Annotated in this window: 18 protein-coding genes; 12 read left to right on the top strand and 6 right to left on the bottom strand. The window is 38.7% G+C overall.

Annotation, left to right across the window (positions count from 1 at the left end):
* Positions 1–79: 79 nt before the first annotated feature.
* From gltP to C1726_RS12540, 6 genes are all read left to right on the top strand, one after another.
* Entirely contained in the window at positions 80–1,375 is a 1,296-nt protein-coding gene (gene gltP, locus C1726_RS12515) for a glutamate/aspartate:proton symporter GltP (RefSeq protein WP_102273461.1), read from the top strand.
* A 331-nt stretch (positions 1,376–1,706) separates the two neighbouring features.
* Positions 1,707–2,984 carry a cytosine permease gene (gene codB, locus C1726_RS12520; protein WP_102273462.1) on the top strand — a complete coding sequence of 426 codons (1,278 nt, stop codon included), beginning with the start codon at positions 1,707–1,709 and terminating at the stop codon, positions 2,982–2,984.
* Entirely contained in the window at positions 2,974–4,242 is a 1,269-nt protein-coding gene (locus C1726_RS12525; protein ID WP_102273463.1) for a cytosine deaminase, read from the top strand. The genes codB and C1726_RS12525 overlap by 11 nt, the downstream gene beginning before the upstream one ends.
* 271 nt (positions 4,243–4,513) lie before the next feature.
* Complete coding sequence (locus C1726_RS12530; protein ID WP_102273464.1) at positions 4,514–5,074, top strand: bifunctional transcriptional activator/DNA repair enzyme AdaA; 561 nt, start codon at positions 4,514–4,516, stop codon at positions 5,072–5,074.
* Between the two features lie 12 nt (positions 5,075–5,086).
* Positions 5,087–5,995: a DNA-3-methyladenine glycosylase family protein gene (locus C1726_RS12535; RefSeq protein WP_407642026.1), complete on the top strand. Its 909-nt coding sequence runs from the start codon at positions 5,087–5,089 to the stop codon at positions 5,993–5,995.
* Entirely contained in the window at positions 5,988–6,503 is a 516-nt protein-coding gene (locus tag C1726_RS12540; RefSeq protein WP_102273465.1) for a methylated-DNA--[protein]-cysteine S-methyltransferase, read from the top strand. The genes C1726_RS12535 and C1726_RS12540 overlap by 8 nt, the downstream gene beginning before the upstream one ends.
* Before the next feature lie 100 nt (positions 6,504–6,603).
* Here the strand turns inward: C1726_RS12540 and C1726_RS12545 are convergent, their stop codons facing one another.
* The 5 genes from C1726_RS12545 to C1726_RS12565 form a co-directional block, all read right to left on the bottom strand.
* Positions 6,604–7,935: a methyl-accepting chemotaxis protein gene (locus tag C1726_RS12545; protein ID WP_102273466.1), complete on the bottom strand. Its 1,332-nt coding sequence runs from the start codon at positions 7,933–7,935 to the stop codon at positions 6,604–6,606.
* Between the two features lie 58 nt (positions 7,936–7,993).
* On the bottom strand, positions 7,994–8,677 hold the full coding sequence (locus C1726_RS12550) for a DUF4956 domain-containing protein (RefSeq protein ID WP_102273467.1): 684 nt from the start codon (positions 8,675–8,677) through the stop codon (positions 7,994–7,996).
* 68 nt (positions 8,678–8,745) lie between these two features.
* A complete protein-coding gene (locus C1726_RS12555; RefSeq protein ID WP_102273468.1) occupies positions 8,746–9,444 on the bottom strand; it encodes a polyphosphate polymerase domain-containing protein in 699 nt (232 codons plus the stop codon).
* A gap of 298 nt (positions 9,445–9,742) precedes the next feature.
* Entirely contained in the window at positions 9,743–11,032 is a 1,290-nt protein-coding gene (locus tag C1726_RS12560) for a sensor histidine kinase (RefSeq protein WP_102273469.1), read from the bottom strand.
* Positions 11,025–11,711, bottom strand: coding sequence for a response regulator transcription factor (locus tag C1726_RS12565; protein ID WP_102273470.1), 687 nt, complete (start codon positions 11,709–11,711; stop codon positions 11,025–11,027). The genes C1726_RS12560 and C1726_RS12565 overlap by 8 nt, the downstream gene beginning before the upstream one ends.
* Before the next feature lie 443 nt (positions 11,712–12,154).
* Here C1726_RS12565 and C1726_RS12570 point away from each other — a divergent pair, with 443 nt between their 5' ends.
* The 6 genes from C1726_RS12570 to C1726_RS12595 all read left to right on the top strand — a co-directional run bounded on the left by C1726_RS12570 (position 12,155) and on the right by C1726_RS12595 (position 19,274).
* Complete coding sequence (locus C1726_RS12570; RefSeq protein WP_102273471.1) at positions 12,155–14,341, top strand: carbohydrate-binding domain-containing protein; 2,187 nt, start codon at positions 12,155–12,157, stop codon at positions 14,339–14,341.
* Between the two features lie 138 nt (positions 14,342–14,479).
* Positions 14,480–15,376: a LysR family transcriptional regulator gene (locus C1726_RS12575; RefSeq protein ID WP_102273472.1), complete on the top strand. Its 897-nt coding sequence runs from the start codon at positions 14,480–14,482 to the stop codon at positions 15,374–15,376.
* Between the two features lie 220 nt (positions 15,377–15,596).
* Positions 15,597–16,112 carry an acyl-CoA thioesterase gene (locus C1726_RS12580; protein ID WP_102273473.1) on the top strand — a complete coding sequence of 172 codons (516 nt, stop codon included), beginning with the start codon at positions 15,597–15,599 and terminating at the stop codon, positions 16,110–16,112.
* A gap of 20 nt (positions 16,113–16,132) precedes the next feature.
* Positions 16,133–16,504, top strand: coding sequence for a hypothetical protein (locus C1726_RS12585; RefSeq protein ID WP_102273474.1), 372 nt, complete (start codon positions 16,133–16,135; stop codon positions 16,502–16,504).
* A 184-nt stretch (positions 16,505–16,688) separates the two neighbouring features.
* Entirely contained in the window at positions 16,689–18,401 is a 1,713-nt protein-coding gene (locus C1726_RS12590) for a methyl-accepting chemotaxis protein (RefSeq protein ID WP_102273475.1), read from the top strand.
* Between the two features lie 138 nt (positions 18,402–18,539).
* Positions 18,540–19,274 carry a sulfite exporter TauE/SafE family protein gene (locus C1726_RS12595; protein WP_102273476.1) on the top strand — a complete coding sequence of 245 codons (735 nt, stop codon included), beginning with the start codon at positions 18,540–18,542 and terminating at the stop codon, positions 19,272–19,274.
* A gap of 134 nt (positions 19,275–19,408) precedes the next feature.
* Here the strand turns inward: C1726_RS12595 and C1726_RS12600 are convergent, their stop codons facing one another.
* Positions 19,409–19,762 carry a cupin domain-containing protein gene (locus C1726_RS12600; RefSeq protein ID WP_102273477.1) on the bottom strand — a complete coding sequence of 118 codons (354 nt, stop codon included), beginning with the start codon at positions 19,760–19,762 and terminating at the stop codon, positions 19,409–19,411.
* Positions 19,763–19,778 lie beyond the last annotated feature (16 nt).

The following is a 19,778-nucleotide window of genomic DNA, read 5'->3' on the forward strand; positions in this document are numbered from 1 at the left end:
AGTCCCCCATACAATTATTTTAATAAGCTATCTCAGCTAGAGAAAGCGTTTTCATTCGTATAAAAGGGGTGACTTCTTGATGAAGAAAAAGTTTAAATTTTCTTTGGCATATCAAATACTTACCGGTCTCGTACTGGGGATTATTATTGGAGCCATTTTCTACGGGAATCCTGCTGTAGAAACTTATTTACAGCCTATTGGTACGATCTTCCTTAATATGATCAAGATGATTGTTGTGCCAATCATTATTTCTACTTTAATTCTAGGTGTTGCTGGAACAGGGGATATCAAACAGCTAGGGAAGCTTGGCGGGAAAACACTAATATATTTTGAGGTTGTAACAACGATTGCCATTATTGTTGGTGTATTAGCAGCGAATATTTTCCAGCCTGGTCAAGGAATAGACATGTCGTCTCTTTCAAAGGGGGACATTGACCAATATGTTGAAACGACAGAAGAAGTGCAGAGTGAAAGCCACGGAGTTTTGGATATCCTTGTCGACATCGTTCCAAGTAATGTGATTAAATCGATGTCTGAAGGCGATATGCTGCCGATTATTTTCTTTTCCGTGTTATTCGGTTTAGGAATTGCAGCCATTGGTGAAAAAGGGAAACCGGTTCTTGCTTTCTTCGAGGGGATGGCAGAGGCAATGTTCTGGGTGACAAACATGATTATGAAGTTTGCCCCATTTGGCGTATTTGCCTTAATTGGTGTAACGGTTTCAAAATTTGGATTAGAATCCTTGCTCCCATTAGGGAAATTAATGATTCTTGTTTATGTAACGATGGCCTTCTTTATTGTTGTCGTGCTTGGCGGTATTGCGAAACTGGTTGGCATCAACATTTTCCATCTTATCAAAGTTTTGAAGGACGAACTGCTATTAGCCTATTCAACTTCTAGTTCGGAAACTGTATTGCCTAAAGTAATTCAGAAGATGGAGAAGTTTGGCTGTCCAAAAGATATAGTATCTTTTGTTGTTCCTACGGGCTATTCCTTTAATCTAGATGGTTCCACACTATATCAAGCGCTAGCAGCATTGTTTATTGCGCAAATGTATAATATTGATTTAAGTATTACACAGCAAATTACTCTAGTATTAGTATTAATGGTGACATCAAAAGGAATCGCTGGTGTACCGGGAGTATCATTTGTTGTATTACTGGCAACGCTGGGAACAGTAGGCATTCCTTTAGAAGGACTTGCATTTATTGCGGGAATTGACAGACTTCTTGATATGGCACGTACAGTCGTAAACGTGATCGGAAACGCACTTGCTACAGTTGTCATGTCTAAATGGGAAGGCCGATTTGATTCTAAGAAAAAGGTTGAGTATTACTCATCTATTAATCAGCCAGAGGAAACAGTTCAGGCATAACTATGGGACAGAGGGACAGGAACCTTGTCCCTTCGTTTTTAAGGATTACAAGATTCTATTTATTACTATTAACATAGGAAATATTGTCATTGACAATAAAATAGTTTCCTGTAATAATAAAGTCAATTAAATATTGGTACCTTTAATTCAGTCCAGAGAGGCTGACAAGGACAGCGGAAGTTTAACAATTATTCATGGGATGCGCATATCGTGCAGCCTGTGTTTATTGTGAACGAAAGGGGTTTATTGTCAGATATGGCGATAAACCCCTTTTTTGTTTTGTCCGAGCTTATTCGAGGACCAATTTCAACACAAAATTGGAGGAATATGCATGGAAAAGATAGATTTAGAGTTTTCACTACAGCCTGTACCAAAGGAACATCGAACGGGATTTTGGAAGATCCTCGCTGTTATGCTTGGATTCACATTCTTCTCTGCAAGTATGTGGTCAGGCGGAACATTAGGGAACGGTCTATCATTTATTAATTTTATCTGGATTGTACTAGCAGGTAATTTAATTCTTGGAATCTATACAGGTGCATTAGCGCACATTGCGGCAAAAACTGGATTATCAACTCATTTGCTCACTAAATATGCTTTTGGTGAAAAAGGTTCTTATTTATCCTCTCTTTTGCTGGGTGTTACACAAGTTGGCTGGTTTGGAGTAGGGGTGGCAATGTTTGCTGTGCCGGTTCAAAAGGCAACAGGTCTCAATGTGTACTTTTTAATCATCGTTTCTGGAATTTTAATGACGATTACAGCGATATACGGAATAAAAGCATTAGCTATACTAGGAGTTGTTGCAGTGCCTTCGATCGCCATTTTAGGAAGCTATTCTGTTTTGGAGGCAACTGAAACGGCTGGCGGGATTCAAGGTCTTTTGGATTATCAGCCGCTTGAAGCAATGGGACTGGCAACAGCTATCACCATTTGCATCGGCTCATTTATTAGCGGGGGGACACTTACTCCCGATTTTGCCCGGTTTGCAAAGACTGCACGCTCTGGGGTAGTTTCAACAGTTATTGCATTCTTTCTCGGAAATTCACTCATGTTCTTGTTTGGTGCAGTAGGAGCCATTGTCTATAATAAATCGGATATATCCGATGTGATGTTTTTACAAGGATTAATTATACCGGCTATTATTGTACTCGGTTTAAATATTTGGACGACAAATGAAAATGCTTTATATGCTTCAAGTTTAGGGTTTGCCAATATCACAAAAATCTCTAAAAGGAAGATCGTTGTATTCAACGGGACAGTTGGAACAATCACAGCGATGTGGCTATACAATCACTTTGTTGGATTCTTAACTATACTAGGATCTACATTGCCTTCGATTGGAGCGATCGTATTAGTTGACTATTTCTTATTAAAGCGTGGAAAGTATAAGCCGTTTAATGAAATGAAATTTAAAGCGGTGAATTGGCTTGCGATTATTGCATGGGTAGGCGGAGTGGCGGCAGCGAACTTTATTCCAGGCATTCCGCCGATTAATGGCCTAGTAGGAACCGCAATTCTTTACGCTGTTCTAATGAAATCTATTCCACAGCGTGAAGATGCAGTTAATCATTTGGATATTAGAAAAGGCGGGGAAATAAATGATTATTAAACAAGCAAAGCTTAGAGGAAAAGATGGATTGTGGAATATTGTTGTTCAAGATGGAAAGATCAGCAAGGTAACGCAAACCTTGGAAGAGGTTTCTGGTCATGAAATCCTTAATGTAGAGGGAGCGCTTGTCCTTCCTCCTTTCATTGAACCGCATATCCATTTAGATACAACTTTAACCGCAGGGGAGCCGGAGTGGAATCAAAGCGGTACGTTGTTTGAGGGAATCCAAAGATGGTCACAAAGAAAAGAAACTTTAACATTTGAAGATGTTAAGAAAAGATCGAAAACTGCATTGAAATGGCAAATCGCACAAGGGATTCAGCATGTCCGCACACATGTAGATGTAACAGATCCAAAGCTTACAGCATTGAAGGCTATGCTTGAAGTGAAAGAAGAGATGGCTCCATATGTAGATATTCAACTAGTTGCTTTTCCGCAAGAGGGCATTCTCTCTTATCCAAACGGAGTGGAACTGCTGGAAGAGTCATTAAAGATGGGGGCAGATGTGGTTGGGGGAATCCCTCATTTTGAATTTACTCGTGAATATGGAGTGGAGTCATTAAAAATAGCATTTGATCTGGCAGAAAAATACGATCGATTAGTTGATATTCATTGTGATGAAATCGATGATGAACAATCGCGCTTTATTGAAGTTGTAGCTAAAGAGGCGTATGAGCGTGGAATAGGTGCGCGTACAACGGCAAGCCACACAACAGCTATGGGTTCATATAATGATGCATACACATATAAGCTTTTCAGACTATTAAAGCTTTCATCTATTAACTTTGTATCGAATCCGCTTGTCAATATTCATCTTCAAGGGAGATTTGATACGTATCCGAAAAGAAGAGGGCTGACTAGAGTAAAAGAACTTCAAGAAGCAGGATTAAATATTTGCTTCGGCCATGATGATATTTTTGATCCATGGTATCCGCTAGGAACAGGCAATATGCTCCAAGTATTGCATATGGGTATCCATGCTTCACAATTAATGGGCTATGAACAAATTGTAAATTCGATTGATTTGATCACAAGCAATAGTGCGAAAACATTGCAAATTGAGGAAGTCTACGGAATAGAAGAAGGAAAGCCAGCAAACTTTATTGTGCTGTCTGCAGAAAACGAATATGAAGCGATTCGCAAGCAAGCATCAGTTAGATACTCCTTCAGAAACGGCAAAATAATCGCAGAAACAAAACCAAGTGAAACGACTATAACATTCAACCAAGCAAGAGAAAGCGTCAATTTTAATAGATAATGGGAAAGGTCTATTGTTCCGATTGGTGGGACAGAGGGATACGTTTACTGTCCCAAATGGCAGACCCAATAGAACAAGATAAACGTATCTTATTGAAGTTGTAGTTATTTAAATAACCCCCAATTTGGTAGTGGTAAGAATACCAGATTGGGGGTTATTTATTTGTTTTAGACCATAACAGCAAGAATGAGGATGCAATATATGCTGCTGCATTGATAAAATAGAAGTAATTGAAGAATTTTCATTTTGCCTGGAAAGGGAAAGGGGATCTATGGTGACTGCAATCTGTCTTTCATTTGATGAAATGTGGGAGAAAATTATGGCCTGTGATCGTAAATATGACGGATTATTTTATACGGCGGTGAAAACAACCAAGATCTATTGCCGCCCTTCATGCAGATCTAGAAAGCCGAAGAAAATGAATGTAGTCTTTTATTTTGATATCAATGAGGTTGAACAGGCTGGTTTTCGAGCATGTAAAAGATGCCAGCCAGAGGTGGAGCATTCCCCGCATATAGGTTTAGTTCGAACAATCATTTCCTTTTTAGTGAATTATTATAGACAGCAGCTTGTATTACAGGATATTGCTGATCATGCCGGGATAAGTCCCTATTATCTTGAACGAATTTTTAAACAGGAAACATCTGAAACTCCAAGAACCTATTTGGAAAAAATACGTGTGGATAAGGCAGCATACCTTCTAACGAGCACGGATCGAACAAATCTAGAGATTTGCTATGAAGTCGGATTCCAAAGCCCATCTAATTTCTATCGAGTCTTTCGTCGGTTAAAAAATTATTCTCCCAGTGAATATAGAAGCCTTAATAGGTAAGGGGATGGAATCTTGAATTGGATGGATTATGAATCTTATCTTGAAATTTACCCGCCGCGTGAATTCAGCTTTGAGGAATGTTTAATGTTTTTAAACAGGTCAGACCAAGAGATCCTGCATCAAATGATGGATGGTTTCTTATATAAGCTCATTGAAGTGGAGAAAGAATTCATACTATTAAAAATAGGGTATACCCCACATTCAATACAGGTGGAATTTCCAGTAAATAGACCATCTGAGAATGTTCGAAAAGCGACGGCTGCATATGTATGGGAATGGTTTGATATGGGACAAGATTTGCCATCATTTTATGAAGCTGCAGATAGATGTGATATTTTGAATCGGCTTGTCCATAAATATGATGGGCTTCGGATGGTATGCATGCCTGATTTATTTGAAGCTCTTGTTTGGGCGATCATCGGGCAGCAAATTAATTTAACCTTTGCTTATACTTTAAAGAAACGATTTGTGGAACAATTCGGAGAGTGTCTTTCCTTCGAAAGAAAACAATTTTGGCTGTTTCCATCGTTTGAAAAAATTGCAGGTATAGATATTGATGATTTGAAAAGTCTTCAAATTACTGCCAGGAAGGCTGAATATATCATAGGCGTTGCCAAGGCAATGTTAAATGGAGAAATAATAAAAGAAAACATGCTTCAGAAACTAGATTATCAGCAAGCAAAACAATCATTAATGGCAATTAGGGGTGTAGGAGCCTGGACAGCAGACTATGTCTTGATGAAATGCTTGCATTACACTTGTGCCTTTCCAATTGCGGATGTCGGTCTGCATAATGCACTAAAGAAGCAGCTTGGGCTTGCGCAAAAGCCGACAATAGAGGAAATTAATCATATAGCAGCAAATTGGGAAGGCTGGGAAGCCTACGCAACTTTTTATCTATGGAGGTCGTTATATGAATAATCAGCAAACGGGTCGGAGGAACCTATCCTCATGCCCCACATATAAATTAGATTACAAATCTCCGGTTGGTGTTCTCGAAATAGCTGGAACAGATGAAGCCATCTGTTCCATTTTATTCACTGATGAAGAAACGCCAGTGAATGTTAAGAATGACGATACACCAAACTCATTGCTGGATTGCTATGAACAGCTTGACGAATATTTTAAAGGGGAGCGCCATGAATTTACCTTTCCATACATATTTGAAGGGACAGTATTTCAAAAAGATGTGTGGAATGCATTAACGACCATATCCTATGGGAAGACAGGCTCATATAAAGATATCGCGGTTGCTATCGGGAATGAAAAAGCGATCAGAGCAGTTGGAAGTGCGAATGGAAAGAATAAATTAAGCATTGTTATCCCTTGTCATCGCATTATCGGCTCAAACGGAAAATTGACTGGCTATGCAGGCGGGTTATGGAGAAAAGAATGGCTGCTTCAGCATGAAAAGTCCTTTAAGAAATAATAATTATGGGACAGTGAACATGTCCCCGTGTCCCGGAGGTATGGGACAAAGGGACATGTCTCTTGTCCCCAAGAAGTCTGCTGGGACAAGGAACCTCCTGCTAGGAGACCTTAAATCGGTTTAATTCTGTATTTAATCTGTCAGCTAATATATTCATGTCCTTCGAGGATTGTGATACGACCTCTGTTGATGCAAGCTGTTCTTGTCCTGAGGCAGAGATTTCCTCTGTGCTTGCAGCGAAATTTTCAGCAGTTTTAGCCATCCCTTGAAGCTGACTGGATATTTGTTTCGCTTTTTGATTGATCGTTTCAATGGCGAAAGCGGTATGTGTAAAGCTTCCAACAATATTATCATAAGTAGTTTTAATTTTTCCAAATGCATCTTCCGTTATTTTTAGTGCATCCTTTTGCTCATTAATAAGCAAACCAGCCTTGCTAATTTTTTCGACAGATGTGTTTGATTTTTCAGTTGTTTTAGAGATTAGAGCCGAAATTTCTTTAGCTGCCTTTGAAGACTCTTCGGCTAAATTTCTGATTTGACCTGCTACAACAGCAAAGCTTTTCCCTGCATCGCCTGCTCTGCTAGCCTCTATCGATGCATTTAATGCTAAAAGATTTGTTTGTTCTGCGATTGAAGTGATCATATGAACAATCCCCTTTACTTGATCAATCATTTGACTCAGTTCATTGATCGATTGATTTGCATCAGTAGATACCTCAATATTTTGATCCATTTTAATTGTCTGCAAGTCTACTGTTTTTTGCCCTTCTAGGACAGCGTTTAGGGAAGACGCAGCATGCTTTGCGCCAGTTGATGCTTCATTAGTCATTTGGTCGATGAGATGGACAACTTCTAATAAGGTGGCATTAATATTATTAATGGTTTGAGCTTGCTCCGTATTTCCGGCTGCGATGCCATCAATCGTGGCGACTACTTGTGTGATGGCATGTACATTTTCTTCTGTGTTCTTTGTGAGATGAGTAGAATGTGAGGCAATGGCTGATGAAAAAACCTGCAACTGAATAGCAAAATCCCTTAGCCCCTTTCTTATCTCCCAGAGTGCATTAGCCATCTTTCCAATTTCATCCTTATGCTTGTGCATGCTTTCAAAAAAACGATTATCCTCACGTAAATCAAATCTTGCAGTTCTCTCTGCAATTTCGGTCATTTGCAATATTGGTTTTGAAATCGTTTTTCCTAAAAAGTAAGATAGAATGATTCCAATAATTAAAGATATAGCAAGCCCTATTAAGATAGGGACCGGAATTAAAAAGTGTATCCCTTCTTGTATAGCGGAACCATTACTATTCGCTGCAACGGGTGCTTTTTCTTGGTTTCCGTTCATAAAAAGTGCCCCGCCAACGTTGATGGCAGCTACAATCATGGAGTTAATCAATGATAATATAATTATTTTAGTAGATATCTTTTTCATGTGTATTCTCCTTGTCCCAGCTTAAATAAAAAGGGACAGTGAACCTGTCCCTGTGTCCCTACGCGGTAAAATTGCCATCATAGCTTAACATGATAGCTGATTTTACACCTTTCATGTCCGAAATATGATTAATGAAGCTCATGTTATGTTCTTTTATCCGGATTTCATAAGTGATTTCATGATCATCTCCGGGCATAATTGACTTGGATTTGATCGAATGCTTCATAGCATTCTCGGATATAACATGTTCTAAAGGATTTTCAATCGAACTGTCACTATATCTAACGACTAATAAATATGGGTTTTCAATTTTAATCCGATTGATAAAGAAAAGTAATACCACTCCAATTAGAATTGCGCCGATAATGACAAGTGGAATAAAGCCTGCGCCACATAAAATACCTGACACAATCGCCCAGAAAATATAAACAATGTCCATAGGATCTTTAATAGGAGTTCTGAAACGGACAATCGACAAAGCCCCGACCATACCAAGCGATAGTAAGATATTAGATGAGATCCCCATGATAATTAATGCGGTCGCCATCGACATCACGATTAATGAGATATTAAAGGTATGTGAATATATGACACCTGTGAAGGTCTTTTTATAAACCCAATAAATGAATAATCCAACTGCAAATGCTACTAATAACCCTACAAGTGAATCAATGATTGAAAAGCTGCTTGTTTTTTCTAAAAAGCTAGATTTAAAAATGTCGCTAAAATTTACACTATCCATTACGTATTCCTCCAACTATTTCAGTTTTTTGCTATAGGAGACAGTGAATCTGTCCCTTTGTCCCGCTATTATCCATACATTCTGCTAATTTGGTATTTTGAATAGGTTCCTTTTCGTCTGTCACCGATTTGAAGTAATTTTTTGATAACGTTAGGAAGGTACTCATCAAATTTTACTTCGAGGATGACGATGCCGGGATTGGTTTCAACCATGGAAATATGAGGATTTAGAACATCATTGTTGCGAAAGCTCGTTTTAATCGAGCTATCGAAGGTTACCCGTACATTACCATAGCGATAAATAAATACTTCTCTCTCGTAATCAACAACCGTCACCGGTTTTAATTGCATAAGGTTCATTTGTATGAACAGCTCTTGTATGAGGGACCTCGCATCATTCTCCATCCACAGAATGTCCCCATGTCTGATGCGTTCATATTCGCCTGCATGAATTCGGCATTTTTGTTTGTATGTTAGATTATTGCGTTTGCTCTTTTTTTCGAGCGTTAGATAATCTGGATTATAGTCATAGAGCCTAACCCGAAATTTATCGCGTTCATAATGCCCTTCCTTTTTTTGAGTTAGCACTTTATTGTCGAAGTTATCGAAGTAAACGCTTCGAATGAGATATTTTCCGTCGTTTTTTGCATGGGGATCGGTTTCCATGTAATGCTTTAGTCTATTTCTTAGAAGGTAGCAGTCTATTTTTGTTATTTCATGCTTTAATTCATTACGCCCCTGTACCCCATTTAAGGTCATCGCCTTCATGTTTATCATCTTCCTCCTGTACGATTAGCACTGTGATTCACATTATTACGGACAAACCTTAAACAAACCTTAAAGACATAGAAAAGCGGAAGCGTCTTGCTCATCACCGTACAAACGCAGAAGGGATTCGACTGAGATAAGGGAAACACGGTTTGCGCAAGCGAACCGATGTTGACGCAATCGTTGCGGAGGAGACCTGAAGTTTGATAGGTGATAGGCGCTGGAGCAAGACAATTTTCAAGTTCAAAAGTTATTCTTTTTTATTCTGTAAAAAAAGAAGATCACAGTCTGTGATCTCCTACTTTGGCAACTTTACCTTAAAGGTTGTTCCTTTATGTTTATTTTGAAATACAGCAATTGCCCCGTTGTGTTGAGCAACAATCCACTGCGCAATGGAGAGACCTAATCCAATCCCTCCTGTTTCCCGTGATCGGGCTTTGTCCTCTCTATAAAAGCGGTCAAAGATATATTTCATGTTCTCTTCCTTAATGCCAATCCCTGTATCACTGACTTCTAAAATAACTTTATGGTCCTCCACATACGTTTTAACGCCAATACTGTCATCATCGCCTGTGTATTTTAATGCATTATCAAGCAGAATGACCAGTAACTGGTGGAGACGGACTTCATCAGCTTCTATAGTTACTTTACAGTTTAAATTCAGCCAAAAATGCTTGTCCTGTGACTCTGCTATTTCCATATACGGAGCGCAAACCCCTTGAATAAAGTGGTCAGCATCTATCATCTGTTTTGCAAGCTGCGTTTCAGCTGAGTCAGCCCGTGCTAAGGTGAGCAAATCAGAGGTAAGCTTCGATAACCGCCTTGTTTCTGATAAGCTAAGTGCAATGTTTTCAAATTTATTGATAATCTTTTCCTGAGGCTCGGTCAGCAGCAGTTCTAACTTGTTCTGAATAATTGTTAATGGCGTTCTAAGTTCATGTGAGGCATTTTCAACGAACTCTGCCTGCTTGTTCCAGGAGTGAATAATAGGTCCCATCATTTTTCTTGATAAAATATAGCTGGCTGTGATGGATAGAATGATGAAAATAATGGAGCAAATGATAATAAGTCTTTCGAAGTTATCAATAATTGTTTGCTCTGCATCTGTATTAATCATTAGCTGTATATAGGTTCTATCACCATTAGCATCCGTCGTTTCAAATAGAAGATACCTAAAATGGTATAGATTATGAATGGCAGTATTTGTAATGATGTCTATATTTGTTTTATCCAATGTATAGTCTTGTAAAAAACTTTCATAAAATGAAGATCCAATTTCATTTTGATTGATAATTATTCCCTCTTTACTCCATTTAAGTACAATAATGCGGGGGTTTGGGTGTTCTTTTTGCCGTTCTGCATACGGAGGGAGCCGATCCATCTTTTCATTTGGCACTGGTAATCTTGAAGGATGATCAATCATCATTTCTTTAAATGATAATAGCTCCTTATCCGATTTAGAATATAATGTCTGCTGCACCTGTCCAATAATAATAACACCAAAAATTGTAAAGATAACCGTAAAAGCAATAAGGTTAAAAATCATAAATTTCAATTGCTGCTTACGAAAAATCGTTTTTTTAAACATTGCCTTCACCATTCTCAGAGAGCATATAGCCAAGGCCCCGGAAGGTCTTAATGTATTGATCATAGCCAAACCTTTTCAAATTCTTCCTTAATTTGCTTGCGTACACCTCAACAACAGTTGTAGACGTATCTGATTCAAATCCCCAAATTCGGTCAAAGATCTGTTCTTTCGTTACGATTGTATTTTTATTATTGATTAAATACTCCAGCAAGTCGAATTGCTTCCCGTTAAGATTCACCATTTCCTCTTTGATTGAGGCCGTTTTATTTTTTAAATGCAGTTTTAATTCTTTAAATGAAATCGTATTTTCTTCAAGCTTTCCTCCAGCTCTTCGTATGATTGCCTCTAAACGCAGCAATAGCTCTTCACGATGGAAAGGCTTTACGATATAGTCATCCGCCCCAACTTTAAAGCCCTGAATTTTATCGTCAATCCCATCCTTAGCTGTCAGCATAATGACTGGTGTGGCAATATTGTTTTTTCTCAGCTGTTTTAGAACTTCATAGCCATTCATACCGGGCAGCATAATATCCAAAATGATACAATCGAAGATATTTTGCTCAGCAAGAAATAGTCCTTCTTCGCCATCAAACGCTTGCTCCGTCTCAAATACATCCCCAATTGTTTCACGTATCGTTTCAGAAAGGTATTTATCATCTTCAATAATTAATAACTTCATGATGTTCCCCTTTTCTTTTTTGCTTTCTATTAATGCTTAGATTATAGGCTGAATCTAATCAATTGCAAAATACTTTTATTTTTTAAAAAGGTTCTTGCTGAAAATTTCTAGTTGATTGGAGGGGAAGGTGCGAGATCCTCGAAAATGCATCCGCATTTCCTCGTGCGGTATTTATTCAGGAAGCGTATTCAAAGTCCTGCGGGAAGTTTGGGACAGGTGAGACCCCGCAGGAGCGGTTGCTCCGAGGAGGCTCGGCGTCCCCCCCCCCCGCGGAAAGCGAGCAACCTGGAGCGCAAATCAACCTCTGCCAACTACATTGTATTTTGAACAATAATCTTTTGGTGAACAGTCTTTAAGAAAATTGGATGTTTAAGGTTGGATTAAGGTTTGTCCTTAATAATGTGATCAGAAGGCTGAATATTGATAAAGAATAGGGGACGACTATGAAAAAGGGATACTTAAAAGTAGCTGCTGCACTGTTATCCACAAGTGTATTGTTTGCTTGCAGCAATCATTCAGATACTGCAGCTGACAATGGCGGCAGTAAGGAAGTTGTGGATAAAATTGCTAGCGGAGTGACTTATAAAAAAGAAGATGATTACACGGATTGGAAAAATGAAAATCCTACTTATATTGAACTAAATGGAACAGAAGCGGAATTCGATCAATCTGCAGCAGTTCTTCTAGAAGGTAAAACATTAACGATAAAAACTGGCGGTGTCTATGTTTTAAGCGGAAAATGGGATAATGGTCAAATCGCGATTGATTCCGAAGATAAAAATTCAGTTCGGCTCGTTTTAAATGGAGTGGAAATAAATAATACAGAAAATGCGGCTATAAATATTATTAATGCAGAAAAAACGATTATTTCCCTTCAGGAAAATACAGTGAATCGTATTTCAGATGGAAAAGAATATCTTTTGAGCGATCCAACCTCAGATGAACCAAATGCTGCAATTTTTAGCAAGGACGATTTAACAATAAATGGATCTGGTAAGCTAATTGTTCAGGCTAATTATAATAACGGGATCGCCAGTAAGGATGATTTAAAAATAACTGGCGGAATTATTCAAATTCATTCAGTAGATGACGGACTAATGGGCAGGGATCTAGTCGCAATCAAAGATGGAGAACTCACCATTGAAGCAGGAGGAGATGGCATCAAGTCAACAAATGACAAGGATTCATCCAATGGGAACATCGCATTAGAAGGGGGAACCTATGACATCAAAGCAGGCAGTGACGGAGTACATGCTGTTTCGTCTTTATGGATTGCTGACGGTTCTTACACAATTACCGCTGGAGGCGGGAGTCCAGAAGCGATAGATAATCGCGAAAACGCACCTGAGCCATGGGGAAATCCTGTAAATCCAGAGACAGATCCAAATTTGAATTCGAATGGAAAAACGAATCAAGAGAACACAGAGGACACAGAAACAATAAGTGCGAAAGGGCTAAAAGCTACAGCAGAATTGGCTGTAGGCGGAGGGACTTTTAACATCGATTCTTCTGATGATGCAGTCCACAGCAACAAGACGGTAATGATTGCAGGAGGTGAGCTAACGATTGCTACAGGAGATGATGGGGTTCACGCAGATACTTCACTTCATATAAAAGGCGGAAAAACCAACGTAGCAAAAAGCTATGAAGGATTGGAGAGTGAAGAAATAACCATTTCAGAAGGTGAAATTCATGTCGTATCTAGTGATGATGGCATCAATGTAGGCGGAGGAAATGATGGCTCTGGATTCCGTATGCCATTCAGTCCTGAAAATAATGGACAGGCTAGCACTGAAGCTAAGGAGGTACAGCCAAGTAATGAAAAGAAAACTGATGCTGAAGCGAGTGATACCCAATCAAGTACGGAAGAAAATATGCTTCATATAAATGGCGGTTATATGACTGTCGATGCAGATGGGGATGGATTAGATTCGAATGGATCGATAGAAATGACAGATGGAACAGTTATTGTAAACGGTCCAACATCTGATGGCAATGGTCCGCTCGATTATGATGGAAGCTTTGATATGAGCGGAGGCTTTCTAATTGCTGCTGGAAGTTCTGGAATGGTTCAAGCAACATCTGAACAATCTGCACAAAATTCCTTTTTGATGACCTACCCTGAAACACAGAAAGCAGGAACGATCGTTCATCTAGAGGATAGTGAGGGGAATACAATTACAACCTTCGCACCGAAAAAAGATTATCAATCTGTCTTTATCAGTTCGCCAGAATTATCAAAGAATGCATCTTATGTTTTATACGCAGGAGGGTCATCATCTGGCAGTGAGTCAGATGGTCTTTACAAAACTGGAAACTATCAAGGCGGTGCAGAAGTGGTAGAGTTTACAATTTCGGAATCTGTCACATGGTTAAATGAATCAGGAATTACAACAGGCAGAAGCGCTGGTCCAGGTGGACAAGGGGGACCGGGTGGTGCTCCTGGGGGTCAAAATCGACCTGAAATCGGAGATCCGAGTGGAATGTTTGGTGATCTAGATGAAGAAACAAGAGAAAAAGTACAGGTCATTATGGAACAAGAAAGAGCTGGAACAATTACTCGGGAAGAGGTCCAGAAACAGCTTAAGGAGCTAGGAGTGGAATTCCCTGGACCTGGTGAAAGACAATAATGGGACAGAGGGACAGTTCCCTCGTCCACATTCAATTAACTGGGACAAAGAACCTGTCCCCGTGTCCCATACCAATATGGTAAAATAGTAAAATTGAAACTCTTGTTTAACATGAATGAATGAAAGGCGGAACCATCAATGGACATCAAACATCTGCAGTATTTTATGGAGGTTACACGTACGGGCAGCTTTACGAACGCAGCGGAAAACTTGTACATCACTCAACCTGCATTAAGCAGAATTGTTAAATCGCTAGAGGCTGAGGTTGGTGCTCCTCTTTTCATTCGTTCCCGGAAAAGGCTGATGTTAACGGATGCTGGAAATGTTCTATATAAACATGCACAGGTGATCGAAAAACAGCTTCAGCTTTTGGAAACGGAACTTGCTAGTATGATTAAATTGAAAAAGGGTCATATTCGTATAGGGCTGCCTACGATTGTGAACTCTTTCTTCTTCTCCAAGCTCATTGCGAGCTTTCATCAAGAATATCCTGAGGTTACATTTCAGCTAGAAGAGGATGGATCTAAACGGATTGAAGAGAAGATTATGAGCGGCAAACTAGACTTTGGTGTTGTTGTTTTGTCCGAGAAAAATAATAGATTAGATGATTATACATTTGTTAATGAGAAGCTTACACTTATTGTTCCTTCATCCCATCATTTAGTTGGTAAACAGGAAGTAGCCTTGCATGAATTAAAAGACGAAGCATTTATTATGTTTAATCAAGACTTTGAACTGAGAAATCTGATCCTTGAGGCGTGCAAAGAGGCAAATTTCCAGCCGAGAATAATATCAGAAACCTCGCAATTGGATTTTATTGAAGAGTTGGTTGCCTCTAATTTGGGCATTACACTTCTGCCAGAAAGTACAAGCAAGGAACTGACTGCAGACGTTCAGACCATTGCGGTAACGAATCCTGAGATTGAATGGAGTCTTGCGATCATTTGGAAAAGGGATGAATATTTATCTCAAATGAACAAGGAATTTATTAGTTTTGCAAGAGATAAATTGTCCCACATCCAGAATAATATGTGATGGCGAAAGTATCATTAGAATAAGGTCTTCTCCCATATAGGGGGAGGCCTTTTTTGGCTGGTTAATTGCATGCGCTTTCATAACATTTTCTTATGAAAGATATGTATGATTGGCATTGTACTTCGATCGAACACGGGTACTATAATGGTCTCTGTGATAAAAATGATTGCACAAAGGCTCATTTCTTCAAATATGCAAGGATAGATAAGGAGATGGATGTATGGAGCCAAAAAAAATTAAAGATACTCGTGTTGTTCAAACAGATCAGGTACTTATTAATGATTTAAATAATTATCATACATTATTCGGCGGCGTTCTTATGAAGAAGATGGATGCATGCGCAACCCTTTCCGCCCGAAGACACTCCCGGATAAAAGAATGTGTAACAGCATCAACAGATTCTGTGAACTTTATTGAACCGATTCGGCAGAGTGATTCTGTTTGTATTGAGTCATTTGTTACTCATACTGGAAAAAGCTCAATGGAGATTTTCTGCAAAGTGATCGCTGAGGATCTAGATACAGGTATTCGCAGATTAGCAGCTACTGCTTTTCTTACCTTCGTTGCCTTGGATGAAAATAAAAAGCCGGTAGAAGTGGCGAAAGTCATTCCTGAATCAGAGGAAGAAAAGTATCTCTTTGAAACAGGAAAAGAACGGGCGAAAATAAGCAAATTGAAAAGAAAGCAAAACATTGAACTGATCTCTAAACTTTCTTTACAAAAGCCTTGGGATTAATAGTTAAAGGGGAGATTTACATGCTGATCGCATCAAGCATTAATGAACTGCAAAGTGCAAAAGGGGCGATCGAAACTTTAAAATCGACACAGCCGGCACTTTTTCAAAAATTTATGAATTCCATTCGTTTAACACATCAATTACAGTTTGGTTTTCAATATATGGGCTGCCTCATTACAGAGGAAGATCCGAGCAGCTTCCATCCAGCATCGCAGGATGAGTATGTACTATCTGTCTACCAAAGAGAAATAAAAGAGTTAAAAACAGACAGTAAATTTCACGACTTGAAGCAGCTGCTGGCAAACTATAAGCAAATTAGCTACGCAAATATTTGTAAGCTGGCAATGGGCACCGACCCAAAATCATTAGTTGGACCGACGATCATTCGATAAGAATATTTATTAACTCATATGTATCAAAGGAAACCTGTCTCTTCTTTCATTGTAAAGGGAGACAGGTTTTTTTGTGGATAACGAAAAAGGGATCTAATAGAATATATTACCACTGCATTTCGATTAATATGACCCGATAAATTATGTATAAATATGTAGATTATAATGGGAAGAGGAGCATGGCATGAGTGTATTTCGCAACTTGAAAATTTCACAAAAAATACTTGTTTTAATTATTGTTAGTTCACTATTCTTAACCGGGGTAGGCTTTATTGGTCTTTATTACATGAACCAGATGGCTGACAGAACGTCAGAAATGTTTAATAACCGGTTACTTCCAACTAAATGGATAGGGCAAGTAATGACGAATAACCGTAAAGTGGATGCCTTTACTTTGGAATTGTTGGTTACAACCGATCATGATCGGAATATTGAACTGATAGATAGTATTGCGAAAAGCGGTTTGGAAACGAATGATATCCTAAAAAACTATGAAAAAATAAGTTTTATTCCAGAGGAAGAAAAGATTTATAAAGAATTCAAACTAAAACTTAAGGAACTCCGTGATACAAGGCAGGGTGTACTTGATTTAGCGAAGGAGAATAAAAATAGTGAGGCTTATGCCATTTATAATAGAGAGTATCGCGAGGTAAGGATTGATTTTAACTCTTTATTGGAAGAGCTTTTTATGGTTAATGAAAAGGCTGCAAACAAGCTTGAGAAGGAGAATGCAGAAGCTGCAAATAAGATCAGAATTCTATTAGTAATCATTATTATTCTATCAATCCTGTTCTCTGTATCTGTTGGATTTCTAATTTCACGAATGATAGCTAAACCGCTGCAAGAGATAAAGGATTTATTTGGAAAGGCTGAACAGGGAGATTTCACAGTAAAAGGGACGTATGAATCAAAAGATGAGTTAGGAGTACTAACTGAATCCTTTAACAAGATGATTGGCGGCTTAAATGACATAATTCGAACGGTCAGTGAAACAGCCCAGCAGCTTGCTGCTTCCTCTGAGGAATTAAGTGCTAGCAGTGAACAAAGCAATTCAGCGAGCGAACATATTGCGACAACGATTGAAAATCTTGCTGGCGGATCTGAGCATCAGGTGAGAAGTGTAGAAGATAGCTATAATGCTATTAAGGAAATCACGAACCATACTGAACAAATTGCTGAAAATACAAGCGTGGTTTCAGCAACTGTTAACCAAACGACTGAGAAATCCAGAGAAGGGAAGCAGTCAATTGAAAAGGTTAAGACTCAAATGAATACAATTAATCAGAACGTAAATGGTTTATCTGCAGCTGTCAGTGCTCTAAATGAGCGTTCACAGGAGATTGGTAAATTCAATGCGGTGATTACAGATATCGCTGCACAAACAAATTTATTAGCTTTAAATGCGGCAATCGAAGCAGCTCGAGCAGGAGAACATGGGCGCGGATTTTCCGTGGTGGCTGAAGAAGTGAAGAAATTAGCTGAACAGTCAGCAAGCTCTGCAGAACAGATTAATCAATTGATTTCCATTATTCAAAGTGAAAATAAAAATACGCTGGATTCAATGAAAGTAACAGCTACAGAAGTAGATGCTGGGCTTTATGTTGTTGAAGAAGCAGGAAGTGTGTTTAATCAAATTGAAGAAATGATTCAAGAGATCGTACTTCAAACTCAAGGTGTGGAAAAGGCGTTAAATCAATTAGTTTCTGGAACAGAAAATGTAAATGATTCAATGAAAATTGTGAATGAAGTGGCTGAAGCTTCTGCTGCACAAACACAAGCTGTTTCAGCTGCAACGGAAGAACAATTGGCATCGATTCAGGAAATTACTGCTTCCTCTGCAGCATTAGCTAAGATGGCTGAGGAACTGCAGAATATTGTTGTGCAGTTTAAAATCTAAATGATTGAAGGGTAGGCAAAACGAAATGTTTTGCCTATTTTTTATTCTCAATAAGTTTATCTTATCAATTTCTATAATAACTATTAAATTTATTTATGTATCATATGAGAATATACTTTAGATGAGGGGGGCGTAAGTATGGAGTATGTGATCATTTTCTTTATTGGTATCTGTGCAACAACCATTGGTACACTGGCAGGTGGCGGCGGTCTAATCAGTCTGCCAGCCATGCTGCTTATGGGGATGCCTGTCCACTCTGCCATCGGTGCTAACAAAGTGTCGAATACGATTAGCTCCTTTTCGAGCTTTTTCCATCTATATAAAAAAGGAGATATTTCTCTTAAAGATTCATTATGGATCATTCCTGTAAGTGTTGGCGGAGGAATAAGCGGCGGGTTTATTGCATCAAGAATTTCAGAAGAAAATATGTATATCGTGGCGATTAGCTTGCTTCTATTTGCTTTTATTACTTCGTTTATTGGAAAAAAGGACTTTACTGGAGATGCCCAATTGAAAATGAATAAGGTAAGTATTCCAGGTCTTTATGGAATTGGTATGTACGATGGTCTCTTCGGTCCTGGTCAAGGAACATTGATGCTCTATTTATTTGGGTATTTACAAATTTCTTATATCCGCGCGGTTGGCTTGGTCCGTCTTGCTACCTTTTCAAGCTGTTTTGGGGCGGCAGTCACTTATATTGCAACAGATAAAATTATTTGGTCATTAACACTCGCGCTTCTTATTGGGTCTGTAGCTGGTGCGCAGATTGGTGTACGCATAGCCAAAAAGCTTAAACCGCGCTATGTTAAACCTATCTTGCGGATAGTCACCATTGCTCTTATCATTCAGATCGTTGTAAATAATGTTATTTAGATGAGAGAGGAAAAATGAGAAAGAGCATCTTGCTAATAGAAGATGCTCTATATGTTTAATGAATTTTATCAGTAAAACCTTTGGTATCTGTTTCCCAATTTTTTAAACCGAAAATAAACTTGATCCTATAAAAATCAATTATATGGGCGATAATCTACTTCTACCTTGTCTTTCTCCTGAAAGGGGGAAAGCATAAATGCTGCTTTAAAGTCTGTCGTGCCTTTATTTATGAGATAGTGGACTTTCTTTGGTTCTACGTGGATAAGGTCGCCTTTTTTACAATGAAATATTTCATTTTCGATATGGATTTCAAGTTCTCCTTCAAGAATGAAGAAATTTTCCTCCATAATATTGTGATAATGGGCTGGAAAATCCTGTCCGGGTTTTAAGACGACAACCCCGAAGTTCATCCGCGGTCCACGTAATAGATATTTTGGACCGTTGTCTCCAAATCGATATTCTCTTTCTTTTTCGTTCACAATTGTCATGAGCTTCACTCCGTAT

Source organism: Cytobacillus massiliigabonensis, from assembly GCF_900199725.1.
Lineage (GTDB): Bacteria > Bacillota > Bacilli > Bacillales > Cytobacillaceae > Cytobacillus > Cytobacillus massiliigabonensis.